The 23,904-nt window shown below is 71.2% G+C and carries 20 protein-coding genes and 1 tRNA gene; 9 read left to right on the plus strand and 12 right to left on the minus strand.

The features are described 5' to 3' along the window. Window positions 1–100: 100 nt before the first annotated feature. The 4 genes from thrC to argS form a co-directional block, all read right to left on the minus strand. On the minus strand, window positions 101–1,150 hold the full coding sequence (gene thrC, locus AB0C03_RS23460) for a threonine synthase (protein ID WP_030333136.1): 1,050 nt from the start codon (window positions 1,148–1,150) through the stop codon (window positions 101–103). A gap of 140 nt (window positions 1,151–1,290) precedes the next feature. Next, window positions 1,291–2,601, minus strand: coding sequence for a homoserine dehydrogenase (locus AB0C03_RS23465; protein ID WP_030333133.1), 1,311 nt, complete (start codon window positions 2,599–2,601; stop codon window positions 1,291–1,293). Window positions 2,602–2,609: 8 nt separating this feature from the next. Then, a complete protein-coding gene (gene lysA / locus AB0C03_RS23470) occupies window positions 2,610–3,995 on the minus strand; it encodes a diaminopimelate decarboxylase (protein WP_210858010.1) in 1,386 nt (461 codons plus the stop codon). 1 nt (window position 3,996) lies between these two features. Then, complete coding sequence (gene argS / locus AB0C03_RS23475) at window positions 3,997–5,664, minus strand: arginine--tRNA ligase (protein ID WP_030333129.1); 1,668 nt, start codon at window positions 5,662–5,664, stop codon at window positions 3,997–3,999. A 97-nt stretch (window positions 5,665–5,761) separates the two neighbouring features. On the opposite strand from argS, the gene AB0C03_RS23480 reads away from it, so the two are divergent. From AB0C03_RS23480 to AB0C03_RS23495, 4 genes are all read left to right on the plus strand, one after another. Further along, window positions 5,762–6,571: a thioredoxin-like domain-containing protein gene (locus AB0C03_RS23480; protein ID WP_030333127.1), complete on the plus strand. Its 810-nt coding sequence runs from the start codon at window positions 5,762–5,764 to the stop codon at window positions 6,569–6,571. Window positions 6,572–6,579: 8 nt separating this feature from the next. Next, complete coding sequence (locus tag AB0C03_RS23485) at window positions 6,580–7,254, plus strand: DUF305 domain-containing protein (protein WP_210858012.1); 675 nt, start codon at window positions 6,580–6,582, stop codon at window positions 7,252–7,254. Window positions 7,255–7,604: 350 nt separating this feature from the next. After that, complete coding sequence (locus AB0C03_RS23490) at window positions 7,605–8,300, plus strand: winged helix-turn-helix domain-containing protein (protein WP_030333124.1); 696 nt, start codon at window positions 7,605–7,607, stop codon at window positions 8,298–8,300. A gap of 92 nt (window positions 8,301–8,392) precedes the next feature. Next, window positions 8,393–8,467: transfer RNA gene (locus AB0C03_RS23495), tRNA-Arg, on the plus strand. 340 nt (window positions 8,468–8,807) lie between these two features. Here the strand turns inward: AB0C03_RS23495 and AB0C03_RS23500 are convergent. Continuing rightward, entirely contained in the window at window positions 8,808–9,782 is a 975-nt protein-coding gene (locus tag AB0C03_RS23500; protein ID WP_210866403.1) for a helix-turn-helix transcriptional regulator, read from the minus strand. Between the two features lie 107 nt (window positions 9,783–9,889). Between AB0C03_RS23500 and AB0C03_RS23505 the strand changes: the two genes are divergently transcribed. Next, a complete protein-coding gene (locus tag AB0C03_RS23505; protein ID WP_210866404.1) occupies window positions 9,890–10,315 on the plus strand; it encodes a VOC family protein in 426 nt (141 codons plus the stop codon). A gap of 57 nt (window positions 10,316–10,372) precedes the next feature. Here the strand turns inward: AB0C03_RS23505 and AB0C03_RS23510 are convergent, their stop codons facing one another. Then, window positions 10,373–12,499 carry an ABC transporter permease gene (locus AB0C03_RS23510; protein WP_210866405.1) on the minus strand — a complete coding sequence of 709 codons (2,127 nt, stop codon included), beginning with the start codon at window positions 12,497–12,499 and terminating at the stop codon, window positions 10,373–10,375. A gap of 122 nt (window positions 12,500–12,621) precedes the next feature. Between AB0C03_RS23510 and AB0C03_RS23515 the strand changes: the two genes are divergently transcribed. Then, complete coding sequence (locus AB0C03_RS23515; protein ID WP_030333116.1) at window positions 12,622–13,248, plus strand: TetR/AcrR family transcriptional regulator; 627 nt, start codon at window positions 12,622–12,624, stop codon at window positions 13,246–13,248. A gap of 63 nt (window positions 13,249–13,311) precedes the next feature. Here the strand turns inward: AB0C03_RS23515 and AB0C03_RS23520 are convergent, their stop codons facing one another. Genes AB0C03_RS23520 through AB0C03_RS23540 form a run of 5 tightly spaced genes read right to left on the minus strand, consistent with a single transcriptional unit; the run spans window position 13,312 to window position 19,124 of the window. Continuing rightward, complete coding sequence (locus AB0C03_RS23520) at window positions 13,312–15,693, minus strand: ATP-binding cassette domain-containing protein (protein WP_357638832.1); 2,382 nt, start codon at window positions 15,691–15,693, stop codon at window positions 13,312–13,314. Window positions 15,694–15,722: 29 nt separating this feature from the next. Beyond that, on the minus strand, window positions 15,723–16,133 hold the full coding sequence (locus AB0C03_RS23525) for a VOC family protein (RefSeq protein WP_030333113.1): 411 nt from the start codon (window positions 16,131–16,133) through the stop codon (window positions 15,723–15,725). A gap of 5 nt (window positions 16,134–16,138) precedes the next feature. Continuing rightward, window positions 16,139–16,588 (minus strand): helix-turn-helix transcriptional regulator, encoded by a 450-nt coding sequence (locus tag AB0C03_RS23530; protein ID WP_030333111.1) that lies wholly within the window; start codon window positions 16,586–16,588, stop codon window positions 16,139–16,141. A 60-nt stretch (window positions 16,589–16,648) separates the two neighbouring features. Continuing rightward, the gene (gene ligD / locus AB0C03_RS23535) at window positions 16,649–17,608 is read right to left on the minus strand and encodes a non-homologous end-joining DNA ligase (protein WP_210866407.1); all 960 of its coding nucleotides are present in this window, start codon (window positions 17,606–17,608) and stop codon (window positions 16,649–16,651) included. Between the two features lie 31 nt (window positions 17,609–17,639). Then, on the minus strand, window positions 17,640–19,124 hold the full coding sequence (locus tag AB0C03_RS23540) for an MFS transporter (RefSeq protein ID WP_307857886.1): 1,485 nt from the start codon (window positions 19,122–19,124) through the stop codon (window positions 17,640–17,642). 122 nt (window positions 19,125–19,246) lie between these two features. Between AB0C03_RS23540 and AB0C03_RS23545 the strand changes: the two genes are divergently transcribed. The 3 genes from AB0C03_RS23545 to AB0C03_RS23555 all read left to right on the plus strand — a co-directional run bounded on the left by AB0C03_RS23545 (window position 19,247) and on the right by AB0C03_RS23555 (window position 22,559). Further along, window positions 19,247–19,633: a winged helix-turn-helix transcriptional regulator gene (locus tag AB0C03_RS23545; RefSeq protein WP_051708596.1), complete on the plus strand. Its 387-nt coding sequence runs from the start codon at window positions 19,247–19,249 to the stop codon at window positions 19,631–19,633. Window positions 19,634–19,734: 101 nt separating this feature from the next. After that, window positions 19,735–20,322: a TetR/AcrR family transcriptional regulator gene (locus AB0C03_RS23550; RefSeq protein ID WP_051708568.1), complete on the plus strand. Its 588-nt coding sequence runs from the start codon at window positions 19,735–19,737 to the stop codon at window positions 20,320–20,322. Further along, the gene (locus AB0C03_RS23555; protein WP_357638836.1) at window positions 20,322–22,559 is read left to right on the plus strand and encodes an MMPL family transporter; all 2,238 of its coding nucleotides are present in this window, start codon (window positions 20,322–20,324) and stop codon (window positions 22,557–22,559) included. Before AB0C03_RS23550 ends, AB0C03_RS23555 begins: the two co-directional genes overlap by 1 nt. A gap of 63 nt (window positions 22,560–22,622) precedes the next feature. On the opposite strand, the gene AB0C03_RS23560 is transcribed toward AB0C03_RS23555, so the two are convergent. Then, complete coding sequence (locus tag AB0C03_RS23560; protein ID WP_210860104.1) at window positions 22,623–23,879, minus strand: erythromycin esterase family protein; 1,257 nt, start codon at window positions 23,877–23,879, stop codon at window positions 22,623–22,625. Between the last annotated feature and the right edge of the window lie 25 nt (window positions 23,880–23,904).

Consider the following 23,904-nt stretch of genomic DNA (forward strand, 5'->3'; position numbering starts at 1 on the left):
GGGCGGGGATACCCGAAAGTGTGCCGGACTCGCCTACCTCGACCCCCGCCGCCCCCGGGCCGCCCGCCCGCCGTCGATCACCACCAGGACGGTGGCGCGCTCAGGCGAGGTCGAGGGCGCGAGCCGCCGCCAGCGGGTCGTTCCCGATGGTCACCGGCGCCGGTGCGGTGGAAATCGCCCATTCCGGGTCCTTCAACCCGTGACCGGTCACCGTGCACACGACAGTGGAACCGGGCGGCACCGCGCCCGCCGCACCCTGCTGGAGCAGACCGGCCACGCTGGCCGCGCTGCCCAGCTCGACGAAGACCCCCACCTCGCGGGCGAGCAGGCGGTACGCGGACAGGATCTCGCGGTCGGTCACCGACGCGATCAGGCCACCGGAGGCGTCCCGGGCATCCAACGCCTTGGTCCAGCTCGCCGGGTTGCCGATCCGGATCGCGGTGGCGATCGTCGACGGCTCCGGCACCACCTGGCCGGTCACGATCGGGGCCGCCCCGGCGGCCTGGAAGCCGTACATCTTCGGCGTCCGGGTGGTGGCACCGGCCGCCGTCTCCTCCGAATATCCCATCCAGTACGCGGAGATGTTGCCGGCGTTGCCGACCGGCAGGCAGTGGATGTCGGGCGCGTCACCGAGCGCCTCGACGATCTCGAAGGCGGCGGTCTTCTGCCCGTGCAGACGGTCGATGTTGACCGAGTTGACCAGCGCGACCGGGTAGTCCTGGGCGAGCTTGGCGGCCGTCGCGAGGCAGTCGTCGAAGTTGCCGTTGACCTGCAACAGCTTCGCGCCGTGCACCAGCGCCTGGGCCAACTTGCCCAACGCGATCTTGCCCTGCGGCACCAGCACGGCACAGGTCAACCCGGCCCGAGCCGCGTACGCCGCGGCGGAGGCGCTGGTGTTGCCGGTGGAGGCGCAGATGATGGCCTTGTTGCCGGCCTCGACCGCCTTGGACACCGCGAGGGTCATCCCCCGGTCCTTGAAGGAGCCGGTCGGGTTGGCACCCTCCACCTTCAGGTACACGTCGCAACCGAGCCGGGCGGACAGCACCGGCGCCGGCAACAACGGGGTGTTCCCCTCGTGCAGCGTGACGACCGGCGTGGCCGCGGTGACCGGCAGCCGATCCCGGTACGCCTCGATCAGACCCCGCCACATGTCGTTTCTCCTCGCCTCTACCGCCGCGCCCACCCGAGCGTCACGGCCACCTTGGACCAGCCTGCCGGAGCGGTCGATGGCACACCCCGGCGTACCCACCTGACGGGACGCGCGAGCCGTGCCGTCGATGATGCAACGACTCAGGCGTCGCCCTCGACCCGCAGCACGCTGGTCACCGACCGGACGATGTCCAGCCCGCGCAGCTCGCCGACGGTCGCCGCGAGCGCGGCGTCCGGGGCCACATGCGTGACGATGACCAACTCGGCGTCGCCGTCGCGGCCCGCCGGTCCGCCGGCCGAGCCCTGCCGCACCGTCGCGATCGACACGTCGTGCCGGGCGAACACGCTCGCCACCGACGCCAGCACACCCGGGCGGTCGGCCACGTCGAGGCTCACGTGGTAGCGGGTCAACGCCTCACCCATCGGCCGGACCGCCAGGTCCGCGTACGCGCTCTCGCTGGCCGCGCGCACCCCGGCGAGCCGGTTACGGGACACCGCGACCACGTCGCCGAGCACCGCGCTGGCGGTGGGCGCTCCGCCGGCGCCCCGACCGTAGAACATCAGCTGCCCGGCGGCGTCCGCCTCCACGAAGACCGCGTTGAACGCGTCACCGACGCTGGCCAGCGGGTGGCTGCGGGGGATCATCGCCGGGTGCACCCGGACGCTGACCGTCTCCCGGCCGGTGGGGTCCACGCCCCGGGCCGCGATGCAGAGCAGCTTGATCGTGCAGCCCATCGCCTGGGCGCTGGCCATGTCCGCGGCGGTCACCTCGGTGATGCCCTCGCGATGCACGTCGGCGGCGCCGACCCGGGTGTGGAACGCCAACGAGGCGAGGATCGCCGCCTTCGCCGCCGCGTCGAAGCCCTCCACGTCGGCGGTCGGGTCAGCCTCCGCGTACCCCAGGGCGGTGGCCTCGTCGAGGGCCTCGGCGAAGCCGGCGCCGGTCGCGTCCATCGCGGAGAGGATGAAGTTGGTGGTGCCGTTGACGATGCCGGTGACCCGGTTGATCCGGTCGCCGTGCAGCGACTCGCGCAGCGGGCGCAGCAGCGGGATGGCCCCGGCCACCGACGCCTCGTAGTAGAGGTCGCCGCCGCCCTCGGCGGCCGCCTCGTGCAGGGCCACCCCGTCCTCGGCGAGCAGCGCCTTGTTGGCGGTGACCACGCTCTTGCCGGCGCGCAGCGCCTCGACCAGCCAGCTGCGGGCCGGCTCGATGCCACCGACCACCTCGACCACCACGTCGACGTCGTCGCGCTTGATCAGGCCGAGCGCGTCGGTGGTGAACAGGTCCTCGGCGACCGGCAGGTCACCCCGGTCGCGGCCGAGCCGGCGGACGGCGATGCCGGCGATCTCCAGCGGAGCGCCGATCCGCGCGGCCAGGTCGGCCGACTGCTCGTGCAGCAGCCGGACCACCTCCTGGCCGACAGTGCCACAGCCGAGCAGCGCCAAGCGCACAGGTGACGTCATCCAACATCCAATGCGAGCAGGTCCTCTTCGGTTTCCCGCCGGACGATCAGGCGCGCCTGGCCGTCGCGCACCGCGACCACCGGTGGCCGGGGCACATGGTTGTAGTTGCTGGCCATGCTTCGGCAGTACGCACCGGTGCCGGGCACTGCGACAAGATCTCCGGGCTGCACGTCGGCGGGCAGGAATTCATCCTTCACCACGATGTCCCCGGACTCACAGTGCTTTCCCACCACGCGGGCGAGCAACGGCTGCGCGGTCGAGGCGCGCGAGGCCAGCGTCGCCGAGTAGGACGCGTCGTACAGGGCGGTGCGGATGTTGTCGCTCATCCCCCCGTCGACGCTGACGTACGTCCGGAGGCCGTCGAGATCCTTGACCGTGCCGACCTCGTAGAGGGTGAACACGGCCGGCCCGACGATGGCCCGGCCCGGCTCGATCGACAGGTGCGGCACTGCCAGGTTCTCCACCGCGCACTCCGAATCGACGATCTTGCGAAGTCGCTTGGCCAGATCCTGCGGTGTCGCCGGGTCGTCCTGGGTGGTGTACGCGATGCCGAACCCGCCGCCGAGGTCCAGCTCGGGAAGCTCCACCCCGCGCGCGTCGCGGATCTGGGCCTGCAGGGCGAGCACCCGACGGGCCGAGACCTCGAAGCCGCTGGCGTCGAAGATCTGCGAGCCGATGTGCGAGTGCAGACCGCGCAGCTCCAGCACACCCTCGTCGAGGATCTTGAACGCGGCGTTGGCGGCGGCCCCGCCAGCCAGCGAGAAGCCGAACTTCTGGTCCTCGTGGGCGGTGGCGATGAACTCGTGGGTGTGCGCCTCGACACCCACGGTGACACGGACCAGCACCCGGGGCCGGACCCCGCGCTCGCGGGCCAGCGCGGTGAGCCGGTCGATCTCGGTGAACGAGTCGACGATGATGCGGCCCACCCCGGCGTCCAGCGCCCGGCCCAGCTCGGCGACCGACTTGTTGTTGCCGTGGAAGCCGATCCGCTCCGGCGGCATCCCGGCCGACAGCGCGGTGGCCAGCTCGCCGCCGGTGCAGACGTCCAGGTGCAGACCCTCCTCGGCGATCATCCGGACCACCGCCCGGCAGAGGAACGCCTTGCCGGCGTAGTAGACGTCCTCGGTCGGGAAGGCCGCCCGGAAGTCGCGGCAGCGCGAGCGCAGGTCGGCCTCGTCCAGGACGTACACCGGGGTGCCGAACTCGGCAGCGATGTCGCGGACGCTCAGGCCCGCGACGGCGACAGCGCCGTCCGCGCCACGCGTCACCGACCTCGGCCACAGCGCCGGCACGAGGGCGTTGACGTCGGCAGGGGTACGCAGCCAGGCCGGCCCCTGGTTGCTGATGTCCGCGTGCAGCGCACCAGCCTCATGAGCGCGCATGTCACATCCTCTCGGGGGCGGAGACGCCGAGCAGGTGCAGACCGTTGGCGATCACCGTGCGGGTGGCGTTGTTGAGCCAGAGCCGGGCGCGGTGCAGGTCGGTGACCTCCTCGTCGCCCAGCGGCAGCACCCGGCAGTTGTCGTAGAACCGGTGGTAGGAGGCAGCGACGTTCTCCTCCAGGTAGCGGGCCACCCGGTGCGGCTCGCGCAGCTCGGCGGCGGTGGCCACCACCGCCGGGAACTCGGCGAGCGCCTTGAGCAGCTCGTTCTCCTTCTCGTGGTCGAGCAGCTCGGGGCGGAACGCCTCGGCGTCACCCGGAACCAGCCCCACCTCGGCGGCGTTGCGGGCCACGCCCGCCGTCCGGGCGGCCACGTACTGCACGTAGTAGACCGGGTTGTCACGGGTCGCCCGGGTCCACAGCTCGATGTCGATGTCGATCGGCGAGTCGCTGGAGTAACGGGCCAACGCGTACCGGGCGGCGTCCACGCCGATCGCCTCGACCAGGTCCTCCAGGGTGATCACCGTGCCGGCCCGCTTGCTCATCCGCATCGGGGCGCCGTCGCGCAGCAGGTTGACCAGCTGCCCGATGAGGATCTCCAGGTTGCGCTCCGGGTCGTCGCCGAAGCAGGCGGACATCGCCTTCATCCGGCCGATGTAGCCGTGGTGGTCGGCACCCAGCATGATCACGACCCGCTCGAAGCCGCGCTCGCGCTTGTCCAGGTAGTAGGCGCAGTCCGCGGCGAAGTACGTCCACTCGCCGTTGGACTTGCGCAGTACCCGGTCCTTGTCGTCGCCGAATTCGGTGGTGCGGAGCCAGGTGGCGCCCTCGGACTCGTACAGGTGCCCCTGCTGGCGCAGCCGGGCCAGGGCGAGGTCCAACTCACCCCGGTCGTGCAGGTCCTTCTCGTTGAAGTAGGTGTCGAACTCCACCCCGAAGTCGCGCAGCGAGCTGCGGATCTCGTCGAACATCAGCGCGACGCCCTCGACCCGGAAGATCTCCTGGGCGGCGTCGTCGTCGAGCGAGCGCGCCTCCGGCCGGCGGGCCTGCACCTCGCTGGCGATCTCGGCGATGTACGCCCCGCCGTAACCGTCCTCCGGAGCAGGCTCGCCCTTGGCCGCGGCGAGCAGCGACCGGGCGAACCGGTCGATCTGCGAACCGGCGTCGTTGAAGTAGTACTCCGTGCCGACCTGCGCGCCGGTGGCCCGCAGCAGCCGGCTCAGCGCGTCACCGACGGCCGCCCAACGGACCCCGCCGATGTGCACCGGCCCGGTCGGGTTGGCCGAGACGAACTCCAGGTTGATCTTCTCGCCGGCGAGCCGGTCGCTGTGGCCGTACTCCGAGCCGGCCTCGACGATCATCCGCGCGAGTTGACCGGCGGCAGCGGCGTCGAGCCGGATGTTCAGGAAGCCCGGCCCGGCGATTTCCACCGATTTCACACCCGCCGCCCGACCCAGCTCGTCGGCCAGGGCCGTCGCCAACTCCCGGGGCGGGACGCCCACCTTCTTGCTCAACTGCAGCGCGAGCGTCGAGGCGTAGTCGCCGTGCTCGGGGTTGCGCGGTCGCTCCACCACCGTGCTCGCCGGCAACGCGGCGCGGTCGAGGCCACGCTGGTCGAAGACGGCGTGGGCGGCGGCAAGGACGACCGAGGCTAGTTCTGCAGGAGTCACCCATCCATGTTATCGGGGGTAGACTCGGGCACTCGGCGGCTCCCCTGCGCGTCATCCGGCCCGCCACTCCCCTGACCGACCGACTTGACGAGGCACGATGAGCATCAGCACCCCGGGTGGCCCTGAGCGCCGCCCGACCGTGGTCAGCACCGGCAAGAAGCCGGCCGCAGGCCGGCCGGCGTCCGGCGCCAAGGCCGGCTCCGGCAAGCCGACGGGCAAGCCGGCAGGCTCTCCCCGGGCCGGCGGCAAGGGCCCGCGCAAGCCGGTCACCCCGGTCAAGGTGAGCCAGGGCCGCGCCTGGGGTCCGATCGCGCTCTTCGTCGCGGTGGGCGTGCTCTTCGTGGCGATCGTCGGGTACGGCGCCTGGGCGACCTTCCAGGGCTCCAAGCCGTGGGACAAGCGGGCCAACGCCATCGACGGCATCGTCAACATCCGCAAGTCCGACCCGGACAGCCTGAAGTACGAGTCGCACAAGTCGGGTCCGCTGACCTGGAACTACTCGCCTCCGGTGGGTGGGGTGCACAACGCCGCCTGGCAGAACTGCATGGGCGACGTGTACGACGCCCCGATCGCCAACGAGCACGCGGTGCACAGCCTGGAGCACGGCGCGGTGTGGATCACCTACCGCCCCGACCTGCCGAAGGACCAGGTCGACAAGCTCGCCGGCAAGGTGCGCGGCGTCGAGAAGACCTTCATGAGCCCGTACGAGGGCCTGGACAAGCCGATCTCGCTGCAGGCCTGGGGCTACCAGCTCAAGGTCGACAACGCCGACGACTCGCGGATCGACGAGTTCATCAAGGACCTGCGGGTGAACGCCTCCGTCGAGGGCCCGACGGCGCTCTGCAACACCGGCATCACCGCCACCGGCACCACGCCGCGTGAGCTTCAGCAGCAGCCCACCCAGTAAGGACCGCAATGACCGCTCCGGCGACCACCGACAGCGAGCACGACGACGACATCCCGGCCACCCCGGACGAGGGTGGCCGGGCCCCGGCGTCGCGCTACGGCGTGCTGGCGCTCGCCGTCATGCTGGTGGTGGGGCTCCTCCTCGGGTACGCGGGCGGCCTGCTCACCCCGCGACTCACCCAACCCGGTGACGCCTCGGTCGAGGCGGGCTTCGCCCGGGACATGACCACCCACCACGCGCAGGCGGTGGAGATGAGCCTGATCGCGTACCGGTCGGCGACCCTCCCCGAGGTGCGGCAGATCGCTGTCGACATCGCCACCGGGCAGCAGGGCGAGATCGGCGCCATGCAGACCTGGCTGCGCGAGTGGGGTCTCAGCCCGACCGGGTCGAAGCCGCCGATGTCGTGGATGTCCGACGGTGCCACCGTCACCGACGGTCTGATGCCCGGCATGGCCTCGCCGCAACAGATGACCGCCCTGCGCGAGGCTCAGGGCATCGATGTCGACCGGCAGTTCCTGGCCCTGATGTACGACCACCACCTGGGCGGCATCCACATGATCGACGCGGCGCTCGGCGCTACCGACAACGACGAGGTGCTGCGGGTGGCGAACACCATGAAGGCCACCCAGCAGACCGAACTGAACAACCTCCGGCAACTCCAGGCGCAGGCAGCCAAGGGCTGACCGACCCACGGGCACACACCGGGCCCGCGTCTCCGCCACACGATGGCGGGACGCGGGCCCGACCCGTACCACCCATACCTGCCCATACTCGGCCCATTGCCCACGCCCAACCCATGCCCAGCCCCGCCCATGATCGACTCGGGTTTCAGGAAACTGGGGTGTCGTCGTGAGCGGGACACCACGACTTCTTGAAACCCGAGTCGATCAAGGCGCACACGCGGTGGCTTGCGCCCCAAAAGATACTCTTTGTCCCTTGTGGGGCTATCGCGAGGCACGGGCGATTACGTTGCTTAGAGAGTTTTCTCCCCACATATCGTGACCAGTTGCGATTCGGGCTCGTTGCCCAAGACGTGGGGGTTGCACTCAGAGACGCACGGCGTTCGGTCACCAGTTGGTGCCGACGCCACACCATCGGTGGTGACGGGGCGGTGGCAGCCGTCCGTCGCGGACAGCGGCAGGGCGAGCCGGGAATGCTCAGCCGCGAACAGGAACTCGAGTTGATCGACACGCTGCGGGGCGTCCACCCCGACGAGTTCGGCCTGGACGAGGAGCTGTGGACGCGGCAGAGCCTCACCACGCTCATCCAGCGGCGCTTCGACCTGCCGTTGGACCCTGGTGCGGTCGGGGCGTACCTGCGGGCCTGGGGGTTGGGTCCGCGCGAGCCGCGCGAGCGCGCCTGCGGGCTCTGCGTCAGTGCGGTCGAGCGGTGGGTCCGCAGTGACTACCCGGCGATCACCCGGGCCGCTCAGGAGCACCTCGCGGAGGTGTACTGGATCGGGCGGGTCCGACTGCGTGGCACCATGCCGGCAGCGGACGTGATCTCCGCGGTCTCGTCCCGTGGCCGGGTGCGCTTCATGATCACCACGCCGACGGTGGACCCGCCGCTTCCCCGCGACTTCGTGCTGCGGCTCAGCGGCGAGGAGCAGCGCACCGTGCACCTGATCGTGGACGGCTCCTGGCCGCGCAACGAGTGGCCACGTCGGCTTCCCCGGCGGATCGTCCTGCACCCGCTGCCCAGTTGCGGGCGGGCGATCGCGGCGGCCTGAGCACCGGGTGAGCCGGTTGCCGACACGATCGGCTCACCCGATACCGATTCGGCGTACGCGGAAGAGGTTTGCTAGTCTTCTCCAGTCGCTGAGCCCCCGTAGCTCAGGGGATAGAGCACCGCCCTCCGGAGGCGGGGGCGCAGGTTCGAATCCTGCCGGGGGCACCAGGAAACAGTTTTACCCGACACTGCCGGGCGCAGGGGCACACAGCCTCCACGCGCCCGGTTTTGCGTTTCCGCTCGCCGAAGCCCGGAACGGGTCGCCTGGGTGGACCTGAGCCCGTGCGTCGGTGCAGCTGCCACGCCTGACCAGGGGAAGCACCGCATCGGCCAGCTCCACGCTTCCGGTTCGCCGCTCCGCCCTCCCGTACCGCTCCGCTTCGAGTGTCACCTCAGCGGTAGCGGCGCGTCCGTCACCTCATCCGTGCCCGGGTACGTCAGGGCTGATCACCGCCAGCTGTGGGGTCGTCGCCGCCGCGACGACACAACGCGCACGGCCGCCGAGCGTCTAGCTCGGACGGGCCGCGTCGGCGTAGCGGCGGGCGAGTCCCCCGAAGGCGGCCTTGAGCTCTGCGGGCCCGATCACCTCGATGTCCGCGTCGAACCTGCCGAGCGCGGCGGCGAGGCCGACCCAGGACCAGGAGCCCTGTACGAGCTTGCAGCGGTCGGGGCCGAGTTCTTCGACAAGCCCGTCGCGGGTGTACGCGGCGACGGCGGCGGCGGGAAGGCCGAGGATGACCTCCCCCACGCAGGGCCACGCCGAGGTGTCGGTGGAACCTCGGAAGCGGCCCGTGACGTACGTGGCCACGTCTCCCCTGGGCAGTCGTCGTGGGGTGAAGCGTGGCCCGGTCGGGGTACGCGGGCTGACCCGGTCACAGCGGAAGGTTCGCCAGTCGTCTCGGTCGAGGTCCCAGGCGACGAGATACCAGCGCCCCTTCCAGGTGACGAGGTGGTGGGGCTCCACGCGGCGGGGCGGCGCGTCGGTGGTGGCGCTCGTCGAGCCGTAGTCGAAGCGCAGAACCTCGTGGGCGTGGACGGCCGCGCCGAGGGCTGTCAGCACGGTGCGGTCGACCGGGGAGTCCGACCCGGTGGCGGGTTGTCCGACGGCGGTGACCTGGAGGGCGTCGATGCGGTGCCGCAGTCGGCTGGGCATGACCTGCCGCATGGTGTTCAGCGCTCGCGTCGCGCCCTCCTGGATGTCCGCGCCGGAGAGGGCTGCCACCTGGAGTGCGACGGCGATCGCGACGGCCTGCTCGTCGTCGAACAGCAGCGGTGGCAGTCGGGCGCCGGCGTCGAGCCGGTACCCGCCGTCCGGCCCCTTGAAGGCTCTGATCGGGTAGCCGAGCTCGCGCAGCCGGTCGACATCGCGTCGCACCGTTCGCGGGCTCACGTCCAGCCTCTCGGCCAGGAGGCCGCCCGGCCAGTCACGTCGGGCCTGGAGGAGCGAGAGCAGCGACAGCAGTCTCGCGGAGGTCGTGGCCATGCATCCGAGTCTGCTCCAGGTAGCGGCCACAACCTGACCGCTACCCCTGCCATCGTCGGCGTCACGCCCGGGCAACAGCCACGGGCGACGTCACACGAGGAGCAGCAATGAGCATCAACACCGTCGCGCACATCAACCTTCGGGGCAACGCGCGGGCCGCCCTCGGTTTCTACCGGTCCGTCTTCGGCGGGGACCTCGCAGCGGTGACCTACGCCGACGCCCACAACGTGCAGAACCCGGACGAGGCCGACCAGATCATGTGGGGTCAGGTCACGTCCGCCGAGGGCTTCCAGATCATGGCGTACGACGTGCCGTCGGCGCGGCCGTGGAGCCAGGGCGAGAGCCCGTTCTTCGTCTCGGTCCGGGGCAGCGACGCCGACGAGATCACCGGCTACTGGAAGAAGCTGAGTGAGGGCTCGACTGTCCTGGTCGACCTCGCACCCGCTGGCTGGGCTCCCCTCTACGGCATGCTCACCGATCCGTTCGGCGTCACCTGGGTGCTCGATGTCGCCGTCGAGTACGACCCCGCCTGACCAGAAGGAGCAGCCCACCGCCGATCGCGAGGGATCGGCGGTGGGCCTCGGTGCCGCTCAGTGTGCCTCGGCCGGCACCAACCTCGGGTGCGCCTCGGGTGTCGTACCCGCGTCCGGGCCGCCGGAGTCCGAGCGGCGCTTGAGCCAGCGGTCGATCACGAGGTTCAGGACCAGCCCGACAGCGCCCCAGATGGCGATGACCAGCAGGTTCTGTCCGACGCCGACGCCGTCGAAGTACCGCAGCGAGCGGGCGATGTCGACCGCCGCGGGCAGCGGCAGCACGTCCTGGAGAGGGCGGAACACCTCGGGCACCAGGTACACCGACATGCCACCGCCGGAGGCGGGTACGCCGGCCATCATCAGCACCACCATCATCGGGATGATGCCCGCCAGGCCGACGGTGCGGGTGAGCACTCCGGTGGCCAGGGAGACCGAGAAGATGGTCAGGGCTCCGTAGGCGATCATCTCCAGGGCGTTGCCGGTGATCGCGCCGATGAGGACGTCGAAGAGGAACCACAGCCAGACGGACATGCCGATCGCCCAGCCGCCCAGCAGCGGCAGGAACTGGGGCAGGCGCCGCACGTGCGGGGCACCGCCGCGCAGGACGGCCAGGAACAGGAAGCCGGCCATGATCCAGGACATGCCGACGTACATGCTGTTACTGCCGCCGGTGTCGGTCTCGCTCAGGGGTTGCACGTCGGTCAGCGTGAGCGGGAGGCCCTGGGCTGCGGTGATCGGCTGGAAGATCGCGCGGATCGCGGACTGCTGGCTGGCGTTGGCGGCGGACGCCGAGTACAGCGTCGCGGGAGTGTCCGGTGCCGACGGGAGGACGAAGGCGGCGACCACGTCGCGGGAGCGGATCTGCTCGGTGGCTTCGTCCACGGTGTCGGCGACTGTGACGTCGAGGATGCCGTCAAGCTGTGCGTTAAGACCGGCGGCGGTCTGCTGAGCCTGCCCGGGGGCGGCGGCGACCACGACGACCGGGATGTCGTGCGGTTGCGGTTTGTGCATGGAGAACCCCATGGCGCCCACGACGACCACGAGGATGGCCAGCGGGAAGCCGGCCGCGGCCACGTACCGGAATCGCTTGGAGCGCGCAGGCCCGCCGGCCAGAGCGGGGGCCTTCGAGTCGGGGTCGGTGATCGGGGGGACGCCGGGGATCATGTTGCCGCTCGCGCTGCGCTCCTTGAGCAGGCAGAGCGCGAGGGCGGCCACGATCCACACGGCCAGGACGATCAGGTGGGTGCCCAGGCCGTTGCCGTCGAAGTACAGGACCGAGCGCAGCGCCTCACCGGCCGCCGGGAGCGGCAGCACGCCATGCAGGAACTGGAAGAACCCGGGCATGTTGTGAACGGAGAGGGCCAGGTTCGACGCGGGCATGCCGAACACGACCCAGAGCAGCATGCCGGGCAGCACCGCGAGGGGCCCGATCAGTTTGGAGAGCAGCAGCTGGGCCAGGCCGACGGCTGCGGTGGCGAGCATGCCGACGCCGAGGAAGGTGAGGTAGTGGCCCTCGACGGCACCCACGACCGGCCCGAGGATGAGCCAGATGATCGAGCTGGTGAGCGCGGACCAGCCGGCCAGCACGGGCAGGAACCGTCGCAGCCGCAGCAGGTGGGGGACGCCCATCACCATGATGCTCAGTGGCACGTAACCGGCCAGCATCATGCCCATCGCGGCGAACAGGACCGCGATGCCGGCCGAGTCACCGGAGGGTAGCGGCGCGACGTCCTCGGTGGCGGTCTGCCAGCTGTTCTGGACGGCCACGGGCGCGAGCAACTGCTGGACGGTGGCGTTCTGTGAGGCCCCGGCCGCCGAGGCGGTGAGGATGGTCGCGCTGGCACCGCCGTCGGTGGGCAGGACGAGCGCTCCGGCGGCGTCCTGGTCGTGCAGCAGGGCGACGGCGTCGTCGCGGGTGGCCACCAGGGTGGCTTCGGTGCTGTCACCGGCGTTGAGCCCGTCGACGACCGCCTGCGCCGTGGCGCCGCTGCCGACGACCGCGACCGGCATGTCCCGGGGGTGCGGTGAGTGCATTGTCGACATGTAGGTCGCGAACATCATCGTGACCATGAGGAACGGCATCACGAACAGGGCGACCATACGGATGATCTGTTCCTTGCGGTCCGCGCCGGGCGGGCGGCCGTCCACCACGTCGGCAGCCTCGATCACGGCTTCGGTATCCATGCACGCTCCAGATCAGTTTGTACGCCAGTTGACTTACAAACTGTAGGCGGCGGATGTCGGGACCGGGAATCCGGCTAGGTTGACCTGAGTCACATCCGGGCGAGGACACGAGGGGGCCGGTCATGAGGCGGTCCGACGCGGCACGCACCGCGCTGCTGGACGCCGCGGAGCGGCTGTTCGCCGAGTCGGGTGTCGCCGAGGTCTCCGACCGCAGGGTGGCCGAGGCGGCTGGCAACACCAATCACTCGGCGGTGCGCTACTACTTCGGCGGGCGCGAGGGCCTGTTGAAGGCGCTCATGGCCCGCCACGTGCACGACGTGGCGGAACAACGCGAGGGGATGCCCCCACCCGAGGACTCCGTCCTCGGCGACATCCGCGGCCTCGTGGAGCCGAGCATGCGGGTTCTCGACCGGCTGCCGCGCCCGAGCTGGCGGGCCCGGTTCCTGGAACACATGCTGCACAACCCCACCACTTTGCCGATCATGCAGGAAGTCCAGGACACCACGCCACAGGCACTGGAGCTGCGCGAGTCACTGGCCGCGCGGCTACGGCACCTCGACCCGGAGGTGGTCGCCGGCCGGGCGCTCCTGATCACCCGCATCGTCAGCACCACGACGGCCGAGGTCGAGGCACGCGCCGAACGCAACGGCGAAGACCCGCGATGGCCCGAGGTCGGCGACTTCCTCGTCGACGCCATCACCGGAATGCTCAGCGCCCCGATCAGCCGGCCACGCCGAGCGGAGCGCTGATCACCGGTCCCGGTCGCCGGTAGCCCGGAGAGGCCGACCGTTGCCGCGTCGCCCCCCGCGGGCTCACCTGCCGACGTACGCCGCCAGGTGCTCGCCGGTGAGGGTGGAGCGGGCGGCGACCAGGTCGGCCGGTGTGCCCTCGAAGACGACCCGGCCGCCGTCGTGGCCGGCGCCGGGGCCGAGATCGATGATCCAGTCGGCGTGCGCCATGACCGCCTGGTGATGCTCGATGACGATCACCGACTTGCCGGCGTCGACGAGGCGGTCGAGCAGGCCGAGCAGGTGCTCGACGTCGGCCAGGTGCAGGCCGGTGGTCGGTTCGTCGAGGACGTAGACGCCGCCCTTCTCGGCCATGTGGGTGGCCAGCTTGAGCCGTTGCCGCTCGCCGCCGGAGAGGGTGGTGAGCGGCTGGCCCAGGCTCAGGTAGCCGAGCCCGACGTCGGCGAGCCGGTCGAGGATGGCGTGCGCGGCCGGCGTACGGGCGTCGCCGGCGCCGAAGAACTTCTCGGCTTCCGTCACCGACATCGCGAGCACCTCGCTGATGTCGCGCCCGCCGAGCCGGTATTCCAGCACCGACGCCTGGAACCGCTTGCCCTCGCAGTCCTCGCAGGGCGCGGCGACGCCGGCCATCATCCCCAGGTCGGTGTAGATGACGCCGGCGCCGTTGCAGCTCGGGCAGGCGCCCTCGGAGTTGGCGCTGAACAGCGCCGGCTTCACCCCGTTGGCCTTCGCGAACGCCTTGCGGATCGGGTCGAGCAACCCGGTGTAGGTGGCCGGGTTGCTGCGCCGTGAGCCGCGGATGGCCCCCTGGTCGATCGACACCACGCCGGCGCCGGCCGGGACCGACCCGTGCACGAGCGAACTCTTGCCGGAGCCGGCGACGCCGGTCACGACGACGAGCACCCCGAGGGGCACGTCGACGCTGACGTCCTGGAGGTTGTTGGCGGTGGCGCCCCGGATCTCCAGCTTGCCGGTGGGCGTGCGCACCGTCTCCTTGAGCGTCGCCCGGTCGTCGAAGTGGCGGCCGGTGATGGTGCCACTGGCCCGCAGGCCCGCCACGGTGCCCTCGTAGCAGACCGTGCCGCCGTCGGTGCCGGCTCCGGGCCCGAGATCGACGACGTGGTCGGCGATGGCGATGGCCTCCGGCTTGTGCTCCACGACCAGCACGGTGTTGCCCTTGTCGCGCAGTTGGAGCAGCAGCTCGTTCATCCGTTGGATGTCGTGCGGGTGCAGCCCGATGGTCGGCTCGTCGAAGACGTAGGTGACGTCGGTGAGGGAGGAGCCGAGGTGGCGGATCATCTTGGTGCGTTGCGCCTCGCCGCCGGAGAGGGTGCCCGACGGCCGGTCGAGCGACAGGTAGCCCAGCCCGATCTCCTCGAACGAGTCGAGGAGGTGTTGCAGGCCCGCCAGCAGCGGGGCCACCGACGGTTCCTCGATCTCGCGTACCCAGGCGGCCAGGTCGCTGATCTGCATGGCGCACGCGTCGGCGATGTTCTTTCCGTTGATCTTCGACGACCGGGCCTCCGCGCTGAGCCGGGTGCCGGCGCACTCGGGACAGGTCGTGAAGGTCACCGCGCGTTCCACGAAGGCGCGGATGTGCGGCTGCAACGCGTCGATGTCCTTGGCGAGGAAGGACTTCTGGATCGACGGGATCAGGCCCGCGTACGTCAGGTTGATCCCGTCGATTTTGATCTTGGTTGGCTCCCGGTGGAGCAGGTCGTGCAGCTCCCGCTTGCTGAACTTGGCGATCGGCTTGTCCGGGTCGAAGTAGCCGCAGCCCCGGAAGATCCGGCCGTACCAGCCCTCCATGCTGTAGCCCGGGATGGTGATCGCGCCCTCGTTGAGCGAGAGGTTGTCGTCGTAGAGCGCCGACAGGTCGATGTCGGTCACCGCGCCCATGCCCTCGCACCGCGGGCACATGCCGCCGAGACGGTTGAAGGTCGCCTTCTCGGTCTTCGTCTTGCCGGCACCGCGTTCGACGGTGATCGCACCGGTCGCCTTCACCGACGGGACGTTGAAGGAGTACGCGTTGGGCGGGCCGATGTGCGGCTGCCCGAGCCGGCTGAACAGGATGCGCAGCATCGCGTTGGCATCGGTGGCCGTGCCGACGGTGGAGCGGGAGTTGGCGCCCATCCGCTCCTGGTCCACGATGATCGCGGTGGTCAGGCCGTCCAGCAGGTCGACCTCGGGCCGGGCCAGCGTCGGCATGAAGCCCTGCACGAAGGCGCTGTAGGTCTCGTTGATCATCCGCTGCGACTCGGCCGCGATGGTGCCGAACACCAGCGAGCTCTTGCCGGAGCCGGAGACCCCGGTGAACACGGTCAGCCGGCGCTTCGGGATCTCGACGCTGACGTCCTTGAGGTTGTTCACCCGCGCGCCCTGCACGCGAATCAGGTCGTGACTGTCGGCGACGTGCGGCGCGGACGGCTGGCTGGCCGTGCTCATCGTGTCTCCATCTGTCGAGGGCGCGGGACTCAGCGCGCTTCCTGGATGCGGATCATATTGCCCGCCGGGTCGCGGAAGGCACAGTCGCGCACGCCGTACGGCTGCTCGGTCGGCTCCTGGACCACTTCGGCGTCGCTGGCCTCCAGCTTGGCGAAGGTGGCGTCGAGGTCGGTGGTGGCCAGGTTGACGCCGAAGTAGCTGCCCTTGGCCATCAGTTCGAGGATGGTCTGCCGCTCGTCGTCGGTGATGCCCGGGTTGGCGGTGGGCGGGTGCAGGACGATGGCGGTGCTGGGCTGACCGACCGGCCCGACCGTGATCCACCGCATCCCCTCGTACCCGACGTCGAGGCGGACCTCGAAGCCGAGGACGTCGCGGTAGAAGGCCAGGGAGGCCTCCGGGTCGGTGTGCGGAAGGAAGCTGGAGTGAATGGTGATGTCCATGCTGGTCACGCTAGTTGCGGCTCGGTGGCGCGCGCTTCTCGATTCCTGACCGGTCGGGTCACCTGCTTGGCCACGCACGACGGCATCCCGGCCGTCGCCTGTGCCGCCCGCCGCCGGTAGACGCTCGGCGGCACGCCGACCAGCTCGGTGAAACGGGTGCTGAAGGTGCCCAGCGAGGAGCAACCGACAGCGAAACAGACGTCGGTGACGCTCAGGTCGCCACGGCGCAACAGGGCCATCGCCCGCTCGATGCGTCGGGTCATGAGGTAGCTGTACGGGGATTCGCCATAGGCGAGGCGGAACTCGCGGCTCAGGTGGCCGGCCGACATGTGCGCGCCACGAGCGAGCGCCTCCACGTTCAGCGGCTGCGCGTACTCCCGGTCGATCCGGTCGCGGACCTTGCGCAGCCGCGCGAGGTCGTCGAGTCGCTGCGTCGCGTCGGATTTGCTGCTCACCAGGAAAATCGTGCCACAGCCCACCGACAAGCGGCCGCCGCCGCCACGCGGGCGAGCCGGTCAGCCGGCCTCGCGGCGGGCGCGCGCCCGGCGCTTCCCCTCGTGCATGGCCTGCACCCGGGCCACCGGGATGGTCCGACCCTCGGTGACCAGGTCGGCGGGGAGCGCTTGCGGGGCGGGCATCAGCGCGGCCCACGGGTCGCCGTCGGCGAGCAGTGCGGGCGCGCTGCGGATGGTGAAGTCGGCGGGCCTCACGTCGGGCAGGTCGGCCCAGTCGACCGGAAACGAGACCGGCATCCCGGGGCGCAACCGGGGGCTGTACGCGGCGGCCACTGTCGCCCCGCCCGCCCGGGTGGCGTCCACGAAGACCCGGCCACCCCGGTCCTCCCTGATGTACGCCGTGGTGGCCAGCGCCGGATCGAGCCGCTCGGCGCGGACGGCGAGCGCCCTGGTGGCGGCCGCCAACTCCTCGGCCGTTGGCTCGTCGGTCACCGGCACGAAGACGTGCACCCCCTTGGCGCCGCTGGTCTTGACGGCACCGGCCAGGCCGGCGTCGGCGAGCGCCTGGCGCACCAGCAGGGCCGCGTCGACAGCCGCGCGGAACCCGTCGCCGTCCGGCGGGTCGAGGTCGAGGACCAGGTGGGTCGGGCGGTGCAGATCCGCCGTGGTGGCCAGCGTCGGGTGGAACTCCACCGCCCGCTGGTTGGCGAACCAGAGCAGGGTGCGGCGGTCGTCGCAGAGGGCGTACGAGATCTCCCGGTGCGACGCCTCCGCCCAGACCGCTGCCCGGCGGACCCAGTCCGGGGTGTACCGGGGCAGGTTCTTCTGCATGAACGGCGGCTGGCCGGGGCGGACCCTGATCACCGACAGCGGCCGGCCCCGCAGGTGCGGGAGGATCCGGTCCGCGACCGCGTCGAGGTAGTCGACAAGGTCACGCTTTGTCGCGTCGTCGCGGTCGGACAGCGGCTGGTCCAGGTTGGTCAGGGCCACCCCGTCCCGGGTCTCGTCAGCCTCGCTCACCCGACCACCCTCCCGGCCGGACCGCCGCCGGTCAACCGGACGCGGCGCTTCGGTACGGATCGGTTCCGGTACCCGCCGCGGCGCGGTCGGACGGATCGGCGGCCGACGACGGCCCGGCCGACGGTCGGGGCACCGCGGTCAGCGCCACCAGCCACGCGGCGAGAACGAGACCGGCGGCCACGGTGAACGCGGTCCGGTAGCCGCCGGCGAGCGCGGCGGCCTCGGCCCAGCCGGCCGCCCGCAGCCCGTCGCTGCGGGCGGCGGCCAGTGTGGCCAGCGCGGCCAGACCGACCGCGCCGCCGACCTGTTGGGTGGTGTTGGCCAGGCCGGAGGCGAGCCCGGCGTCCGTGTCGGTGGCGCCGGCCATGGCCAGTGTGGTGACCGCCGGCAGGGTCAGGCCGCCGGCCACGCCGAAGAACAGCATCGCGGGGAGTACGTCGGCGACGTAGCCGCCGTCGACGGGCAGCCGGGCGAGCAGGAGGAAGCCGACGGTCGCCAGGACGAGCCCGACCAGCAGGACCCTGCGGGCACCCCAGTGCGCGATCAGCCGACCGGCCAGACCGAGCGAGACCACGGCGATCACGACCGGGGTGGGCAGGAAGGCCCAGCCGGTCGCGGCGGCGTCCAGCCCCAGCACCAGTTGCAGCTCCACGGCGAGCAGGAACTGGAATCCGAAGTACGCGCAGACCATCAGGAACTGCACCGCGTTCGCCGCCACCAGACCCCTGACCCGCAGCACCCGGGGCGGCACCAGCGGGGTCGGCGCCACCCGTTGCCGCAGCGCGAACCCGCCGAGCAGCAGCGCCGCGAGGGCCACCGCGCCGAGCGTCCGAGGGCTGGTCCAGCCGTGCTCGCCCGTCCCCACGATGCCCAGCACGGCGGCCATCAGACCGGCGGTGGCGAGCAGCGCGCCGGGCACGTCCAGGCCGGCCCGCAGGCCGATCCCCCGCTCGGCCGGGAGCCGGCGGAGGGCAGCGATGAGGATGACCGCCCCGATCGGCACGTTGACCAGGAAGATCGTCCGCCACCCGGCGGCCTGGGTGAGCACCCCTCCGGCGACGGTGCCGACCGACGCGCCGGCCGCGCCGGTGAAGCTGAAGATGGCGATGGCCCGGGCCCGTTCGGCCGGTTCGGGGTAGAGCCGGACGATCATGCCGAGGCTGACCGCCATGGCCAGGGCGCCGCCGACGCCCTGCCCGAACCGCGCGCCGACCAGCAGGGTCGGCCCGGTGGCGACGGCGCAGGCCAGCGAGGCCGCTGTGAACAGCGCGACGCCGGCCAGGAAGACCCGCCGTCGGCCCAGCAGGTCGCCGAGCCGGCCGGCGAGCAGCAGCAGTCCGCCGAACGCGACCAGGTAGGCGTTGACCACCCAGGCCAGGCCGGCGGCGGTGAAGCCCAGGTCGCGTTGCACGGCGGGCAGCGCCACCGCGACGACTGTGCCATCCAGAATGATCATCAGGCTGCCGGCGCAGAGCACCAGCAGCGCCGGCCAACGGGCTGGGACGACACGTTCCACGAGAACCTCCTTGGTGCACGGTTTGTTACCGAGGTCATCGTCTGTGACCATGAACCGGAGCGGAAGGAGGCACTGTTGTGTCCCAGAGGAACAGCGATGTGTCCGCGCAGGTCGAGGCCGAGTTGACCTGCGCACCCCAGAACGTGCCGTTCACCGAGGGGCAGGCCCGCGCCTGCACCGTCCGCGAGGTGCTCGACCGGGTCGGCGGCAAATGGAGCATCAGCATCCTGGTGTCCGCCTCGCACGGCCCGGTGCGTTTCACCGAACTGGAGCGGCACATCGAGGGCATCAGCCGCCGGATGCTCACGCTCACACTGCGTAACCTCGAACGGGACGGCCTGCTGCACCGCACCGTCCACCCGACCGTCCCGCCCAAGGTCGAATACGTCGCCACCCCGATGGCGCTGGAGCTCTACGAGTCACTGGTCGCGCTGACCAACTGGGCCGAGCGGCACCGCCGGGCCATCGCCGAGGCGCGGACCAGGTACGACGCCCAGCACACCGGATAAACCCGCAGGGGGTGTGGTGAACGCCACCGCCTCAGTCTGACCGATCGGTCAGGGGCTGACCGATCGGTCAGGCATGCTGGGTTGCGGGAGGTGGACCGGGCATGGCCAGAGCGGTACCCGACACGCACGGTGAGATTCTCGCCGCGGCGGCGCGGCAGTTCACGGTGACCGGCTACCGGGGCACCTCCCTGCAGGACATCGCCCGTGAGGTCGGCTGCTCCAAGGCCACCGTGCTCTACCACTTCGCCAACAAGGAAGCCCTTCTCGCCGAGCTGATGGCTCCGGCGATCGGCGTGCTGCGGGACCTCGACGACCGGCTCACCGGCCTGACCGGAACGGCCGCCCAGGAGGTCGCCGCAGAGGGCTTCGTCGACCTCGCGGTCCGGTTCCGGCGGGAGATCGCCGTGCTCCGCGGCGAGTTCCCGGAGTTGCTGTGCCAGCCGGCCTTCGCGCACATCCAGCAGATCTCCGACCGGCTGCGCGACGCGTTGGCCGGTCACTCCGACCGGCCGGGCGCGCGGATCGCCGCGCTGGTGCTGCTCGCCGGGATCTCCGAGGCGTGCGGCGAGTTCGCCGACATCACCGACGACGACCTGCGCTCCGCCCTGCTCACCCTCGTCCGACGGGCCGTCGAACCCGTCGACGCGGCCCTGCCCCAACAACCCACGACCGAGGACAAGGACTCCTGATGGCCACCCTGCTCTACCGGCTCGGCCGGGGCGCGTTGCGCCGGCGACGGCTCGTCGTCGCGCTCTGGCTCGTCGTACTCGTCGTCGCCGGCCTGGCCGCGGCGACCCTGCGCGGCCCGACGGCGAGCAACTTCACCATGCCCGGCACCGAGAGCCAGCGCGCGCTCGACCTGCTCAGCGAGCAGTTCCCCGCGGCCAGCGGCGCCACCGGCACCATCGCGGTCAAGGCCCCGGCCGACGGTCAACTGGGCACCCCCGAGGGCCAGGCCGTGGTGCAGGAACTGGTCCAGGAGGCCTCGGCGCTGCCCGGCGTGGTCGGCGCGGTCAACCCGCTCCAGGTCGGCGCGGTCTCACCCAACGGCCGGTACGCGCTGGTCCAGGTCCAGTTCGCCACCGGCGGCGACGAGGTGACCGACGAGCAGCGCACCGCGTACGAGGAGGTCGGTGCCGCCGTCGAGGCCAAGGGTTGGCAGGTCGCCCCGGGTGGCGAGGTGCTCGGCGGCGAGCCGGAGATCGGCTCCACCGAGGCGATCGGCGTACTGGTCGCCGCGATCGTCCTGATCATCACGTTCGGCTCCCTGGTGGCCGCCGGGATGACCATGCTCAACGCGCTGATCGGCGTGGGCGTCGGCATGGCCGGGCTGTTCGCGCTGAGCGGTGTCATCGAGTTGACCAGCACCGCGCCGATCCTGGCGCTGATGCTCGGCCTCGCCGTCGGCATCGACTACTCGTTGTTCATCACCTCCCGGCACCGACAGAACCTGCTCGAAGGGATGTCCCCCGAGGAGGCGGTCGGCCGGGCCGTGGGCACCGCCGGCTCCGCGGTGGTCTTCGCCGGCGCCACTGTTGTCATCGCCCTCGCCGGCCTGGCCGTGGTGAACATTCCGTTCCTGACCGTGATGGGTCTCGCCGCCGCCGCGACGGTCACCATCGCCGTGCTCGTGGCGATCACCCTCCAGCCCGCGCTGCTCGGCTTCGCCGGCCACCGGGTGCTCCCGCGCCGGCTGCGTGCCGTGCCCACCGCGACCGTGGCCGACGGCGTCGGCACCGACGAGGACGACACGGACGTCACCGACCGGCCGGCCGCGACCACGACCCCGATCGAGGACCGCACCGGGTTCGGCTTCCGCTGGGCGCGACTGGTCACCCGGTTCCGGGTGCCGGTCATCCTGGTCTCGCTGCTCGGCCTGGGCCTGCTCGCACTGCCCACGCCGGACATGCGGCTGGCCCTGCCCGACGCCAGTACGGCGACGGAGGGCTCACCGGCCCGGGTGGCGAGTGACCTGACCACCGAGGGCTTCGGTCCGGGCTTCACCGGCCGGCTCGCGGTGGTCGTGGCGGGCGACGACGCGCAGGCGACCGCCGCCGCCGTGCCGCAGGTGACCGCGATGATCCAGCGCACCGAGAACGTCCTCGCGGTGGCGCCGCCGCAGCTGAGCCCGGACGGTCGGACCGCCCTGCTCGGCGTGGTACCGAAGACCGGCCCGACCGACGAGGCCACCGAGACCCTGGTGCACGACGTCCGCGACGCGGTCGGCGGGGTGCAGGGCGCCGACGTGCTGCTCACCGGCGCGACCGCCATCGGTATCGACGTCTCGGAAAAGCTCTCCGACGCGCTGCCGATCTACCTGCTGCTGGTCGTCGGGCTCTCGGTGCTGCTGCTGATGCTGGTGTTCCGCTCGCTGCTGGTGCCACTGAAGGCGGCGCTGGGCTTCCTGCTCACCGTGGCCGCCACGTTCGGCATCACGGTGGCGATCTTCCAGCAGGGTCACCTAGCGAGCCTGGTTGGCCTGGACACCCCGGCCCCGCTGGTCAGCTTCCTGCCCATCCTGCTGATCGGCATCCTGTTCGGGCTGGCGATGGACTACGAGGTGTTCCTGGTCTCCCGGATGCGGGAGGACTTCGTACACGGCGACACCGCGCGTGAGGCCACGATCAGCGGCATGGGCCACGGCGCCCGGGTGGTCACCGCCGCCGCGCTGATCATGATCTCCGTCTTCGGCGGTTTCGTGTTCCTCGACGATCCGATCATCAAGTCGATGGGCTTCGCGCTCGCCATCGGTGTCGCCATCGACGCGTTCGTGGTCCGGATGACCATCGTCCCGGCGGTGATGTCGCTCCTCGGCGACCGCGCCTGGTGGCTGCCCCGCTGGCTCAACCGCGCCCTGCCGAACGTGGACATCGAGGGCGAAGGCCTGCGCACCCACCTCGGGGAGCGCACGCCGACGCACGTCTGACCCACCGATGGTGGAGGTGTGGTGCCCGACGGGCACCACACCTCCACTGCGTTGACCGCCTGCTCACACGCCCGCCGGATAGGTCTCCATCTCACCGGGGACCGCCGGCACCGGTAGCGGGTGCAGGGCGCTGGTGTCGTCGCACCAGATGAACGCGTCGTAGCGTTCACCGATCCGGGTCGGCACGTAGTTGCCCCAGGACTCGAACGACGGGTCGTAGACGACACCGATCGCCCGGTGGTCCACGGTGTCGGTGACCCAGCCCGGCTGGTCGTCGCCGCCGAAGATCAACACGGCCCGCTCCGGCATCAACTCGTGCAGCCGCCGCTCGATCGACCCCTCCCGGGCCGGCGGCACCACCATCGCCTCGGCCGGCGAACCCCAACGGGGTGCGGCGATCGCCGTGCCCCGGTACGTGCCGAAGCCGATCAGGACGACCGCGTCCTCGCCGTGCCGCTCCCGAGCCAACTGACCGATGTTGACCATCCCGTCGGCGGTCATGTCGGTGGCCCGCGCGTCCCCGACGTGCGTGTTGTGCGCCCAGACGATGCCCCGGGAGTCCGGGCCGTACCGGTCCAGCAGCCGGTCCAGGGTGTCCTGCATGTGGGTGTCGCGGATGTTCCACGAGTCCGGCCCGCCGGCCACCATTGCCCGGTAGTAGCGCTCCGCGCCGGCCACCACCTCCGCGTTCTGCCAGGCCGAGAAGCGGTCCGGGCCGTCGGAGAGGGCGTGTTCGCGGGTCCGGGCGAGCAACCGGACGACCTCCTCCTCGCAGCGGGCCGAGACGAACCGGCTGGCCGCGCCGTACTCCTCGACCCTCTTGCCGTACGGCTCGAAGCACCGGTACGCGTCCTGCGCCGCCTCCAGCGACTTCGGGTCCTCCTCCCCCAGGTAGTCGAAGATCGCCTGCATCGACTCCCAGAGGCTGTACACGTCGAGCCCGTGGAACCCGGCCCGTTGCTCCTCCGGCCGCTCCACGTTCCAGGCCCGCAGCCAGCTGGCGAACCGGGCCACCTCGGCATTGGCCCACATCCAGGTCGGCCATCGCTCGAACTCGGCGAGCGCGAGCTGCGGTTCGAGCGCGCCGCCCGGCGCGGCAGTCACCGACCGGTGCACCCGATCACAGTCGGGCCAGTCACCCTCCACGGCGACGAAGGAGAACCCGCACTCCGCGATCAGCCGGCGGGTGAGCTGCTCACGCAACCGGTAGTAGTCGTAACTGCCGTGGGTGGACTCACCGATCATCACCACCCGGGCGTTGCGAACGCGCTCCAGCAACGGGTCGAAATCGCTCGGCGCGCCGAGCCGCTGAACCAGCATGCCAGCGGCTACCCGGCCGCCGCTG

Origin of the sequence: Micromonospora parva (assembly GCF_040649675.1) — a bacterium.
Lineage (GTDB): Bacteria > Actinomycetota > Actinomycetes > Mycobacteriales > Micromonosporaceae > Micromonospora > Micromonospora parva.

Coding starts and splice junctions, on each gene's coding strand:
- thrC (WP_030333136.1), bottom strand. CDS start 1,150: ATGTGGCGGGGTCTGATCGAGGCGTACCGGGATCGGCTGCCGGTCACC.
- lysA (WP_210858010.1), bottom strand. CDS start 3,995: ATGCGCGCTCATGAGGCTGGTGCGCTGCACGCGGACATCAGCAACCAG.
- AB0C03_RS23480 (WP_030333127.1), top strand. CDS start 5,762: ATGAGCATCAGCACCCCGGGTGGCCCTGAGCGCCGCCCGACCGTGGTC.
- AB0C03_RS23485 (WP_210858012.1), top strand. CDS start 6,580: ATGACCGCTCCGGCGACCACCGACAGCGAGCACGACGACGACATCCCG.
- AB0C03_RS23500 (WP_210866403.1), bottom strand. CDS start 9,782: ATGGCCACGACCTCCGCGAGACTGCTGTCGCTGCTCTCGCTCCTCCAG.
- AB0C03_RS23505 (WP_210866404.1), top strand. CDS start 9,890: ATGAGCATCAACACCGTCGCGCACATCAACCTTCGGGGCAACGCGCGG.
- AB0C03_RS23510 (WP_210866405.1), bottom strand. CDS start 12,499: ATGGATACCGAAGCCGTGATCGAGGCTGCCGACGTGGTGGACGGCCGC.
- AB0C03_RS23515 (WP_030333116.1), top strand. CDS start 12,622: ATGAGGCGGTCCGACGCGGCACGCACCGCGCTGCTGGACGCCGCGGAG.
- AB0C03_RS23520 (WP_357638832.1), bottom strand. CDS start 15,693: ATGAGCACGGCCAGCCAGCCGTCCGCGCCGCACGTCGCCGACAGTCAC.
- AB0C03_RS23525 (WP_030333113.1), bottom strand. CDS start 16,133: ATGGACATCACCATTCACTCCAGCTTCCTTCCGCACACCGACCCGGAG.
- AB0C03_RS23550 (WP_051708568.1), top strand. CDS start 19,735: ATGGCCAGAGCGGTACCCGACACGCACGGTGAGATTCTCGCCGCGGCG.
- AB0C03_RS23555 (WP_357638836.1), top strand. CDS start 20,322: ATGGCCACCCTGCTCTACCGGCTCGGCCGGGGCGCGTTGCGCCGGCGA.
- AB0C03_RS23560 (WP_210860104.1), bottom strand. CDS start 23,879: ATGCTGGTTCAGCGGCTCGGCGCGCCGAGCGATTTCGACCCGTTGCTG.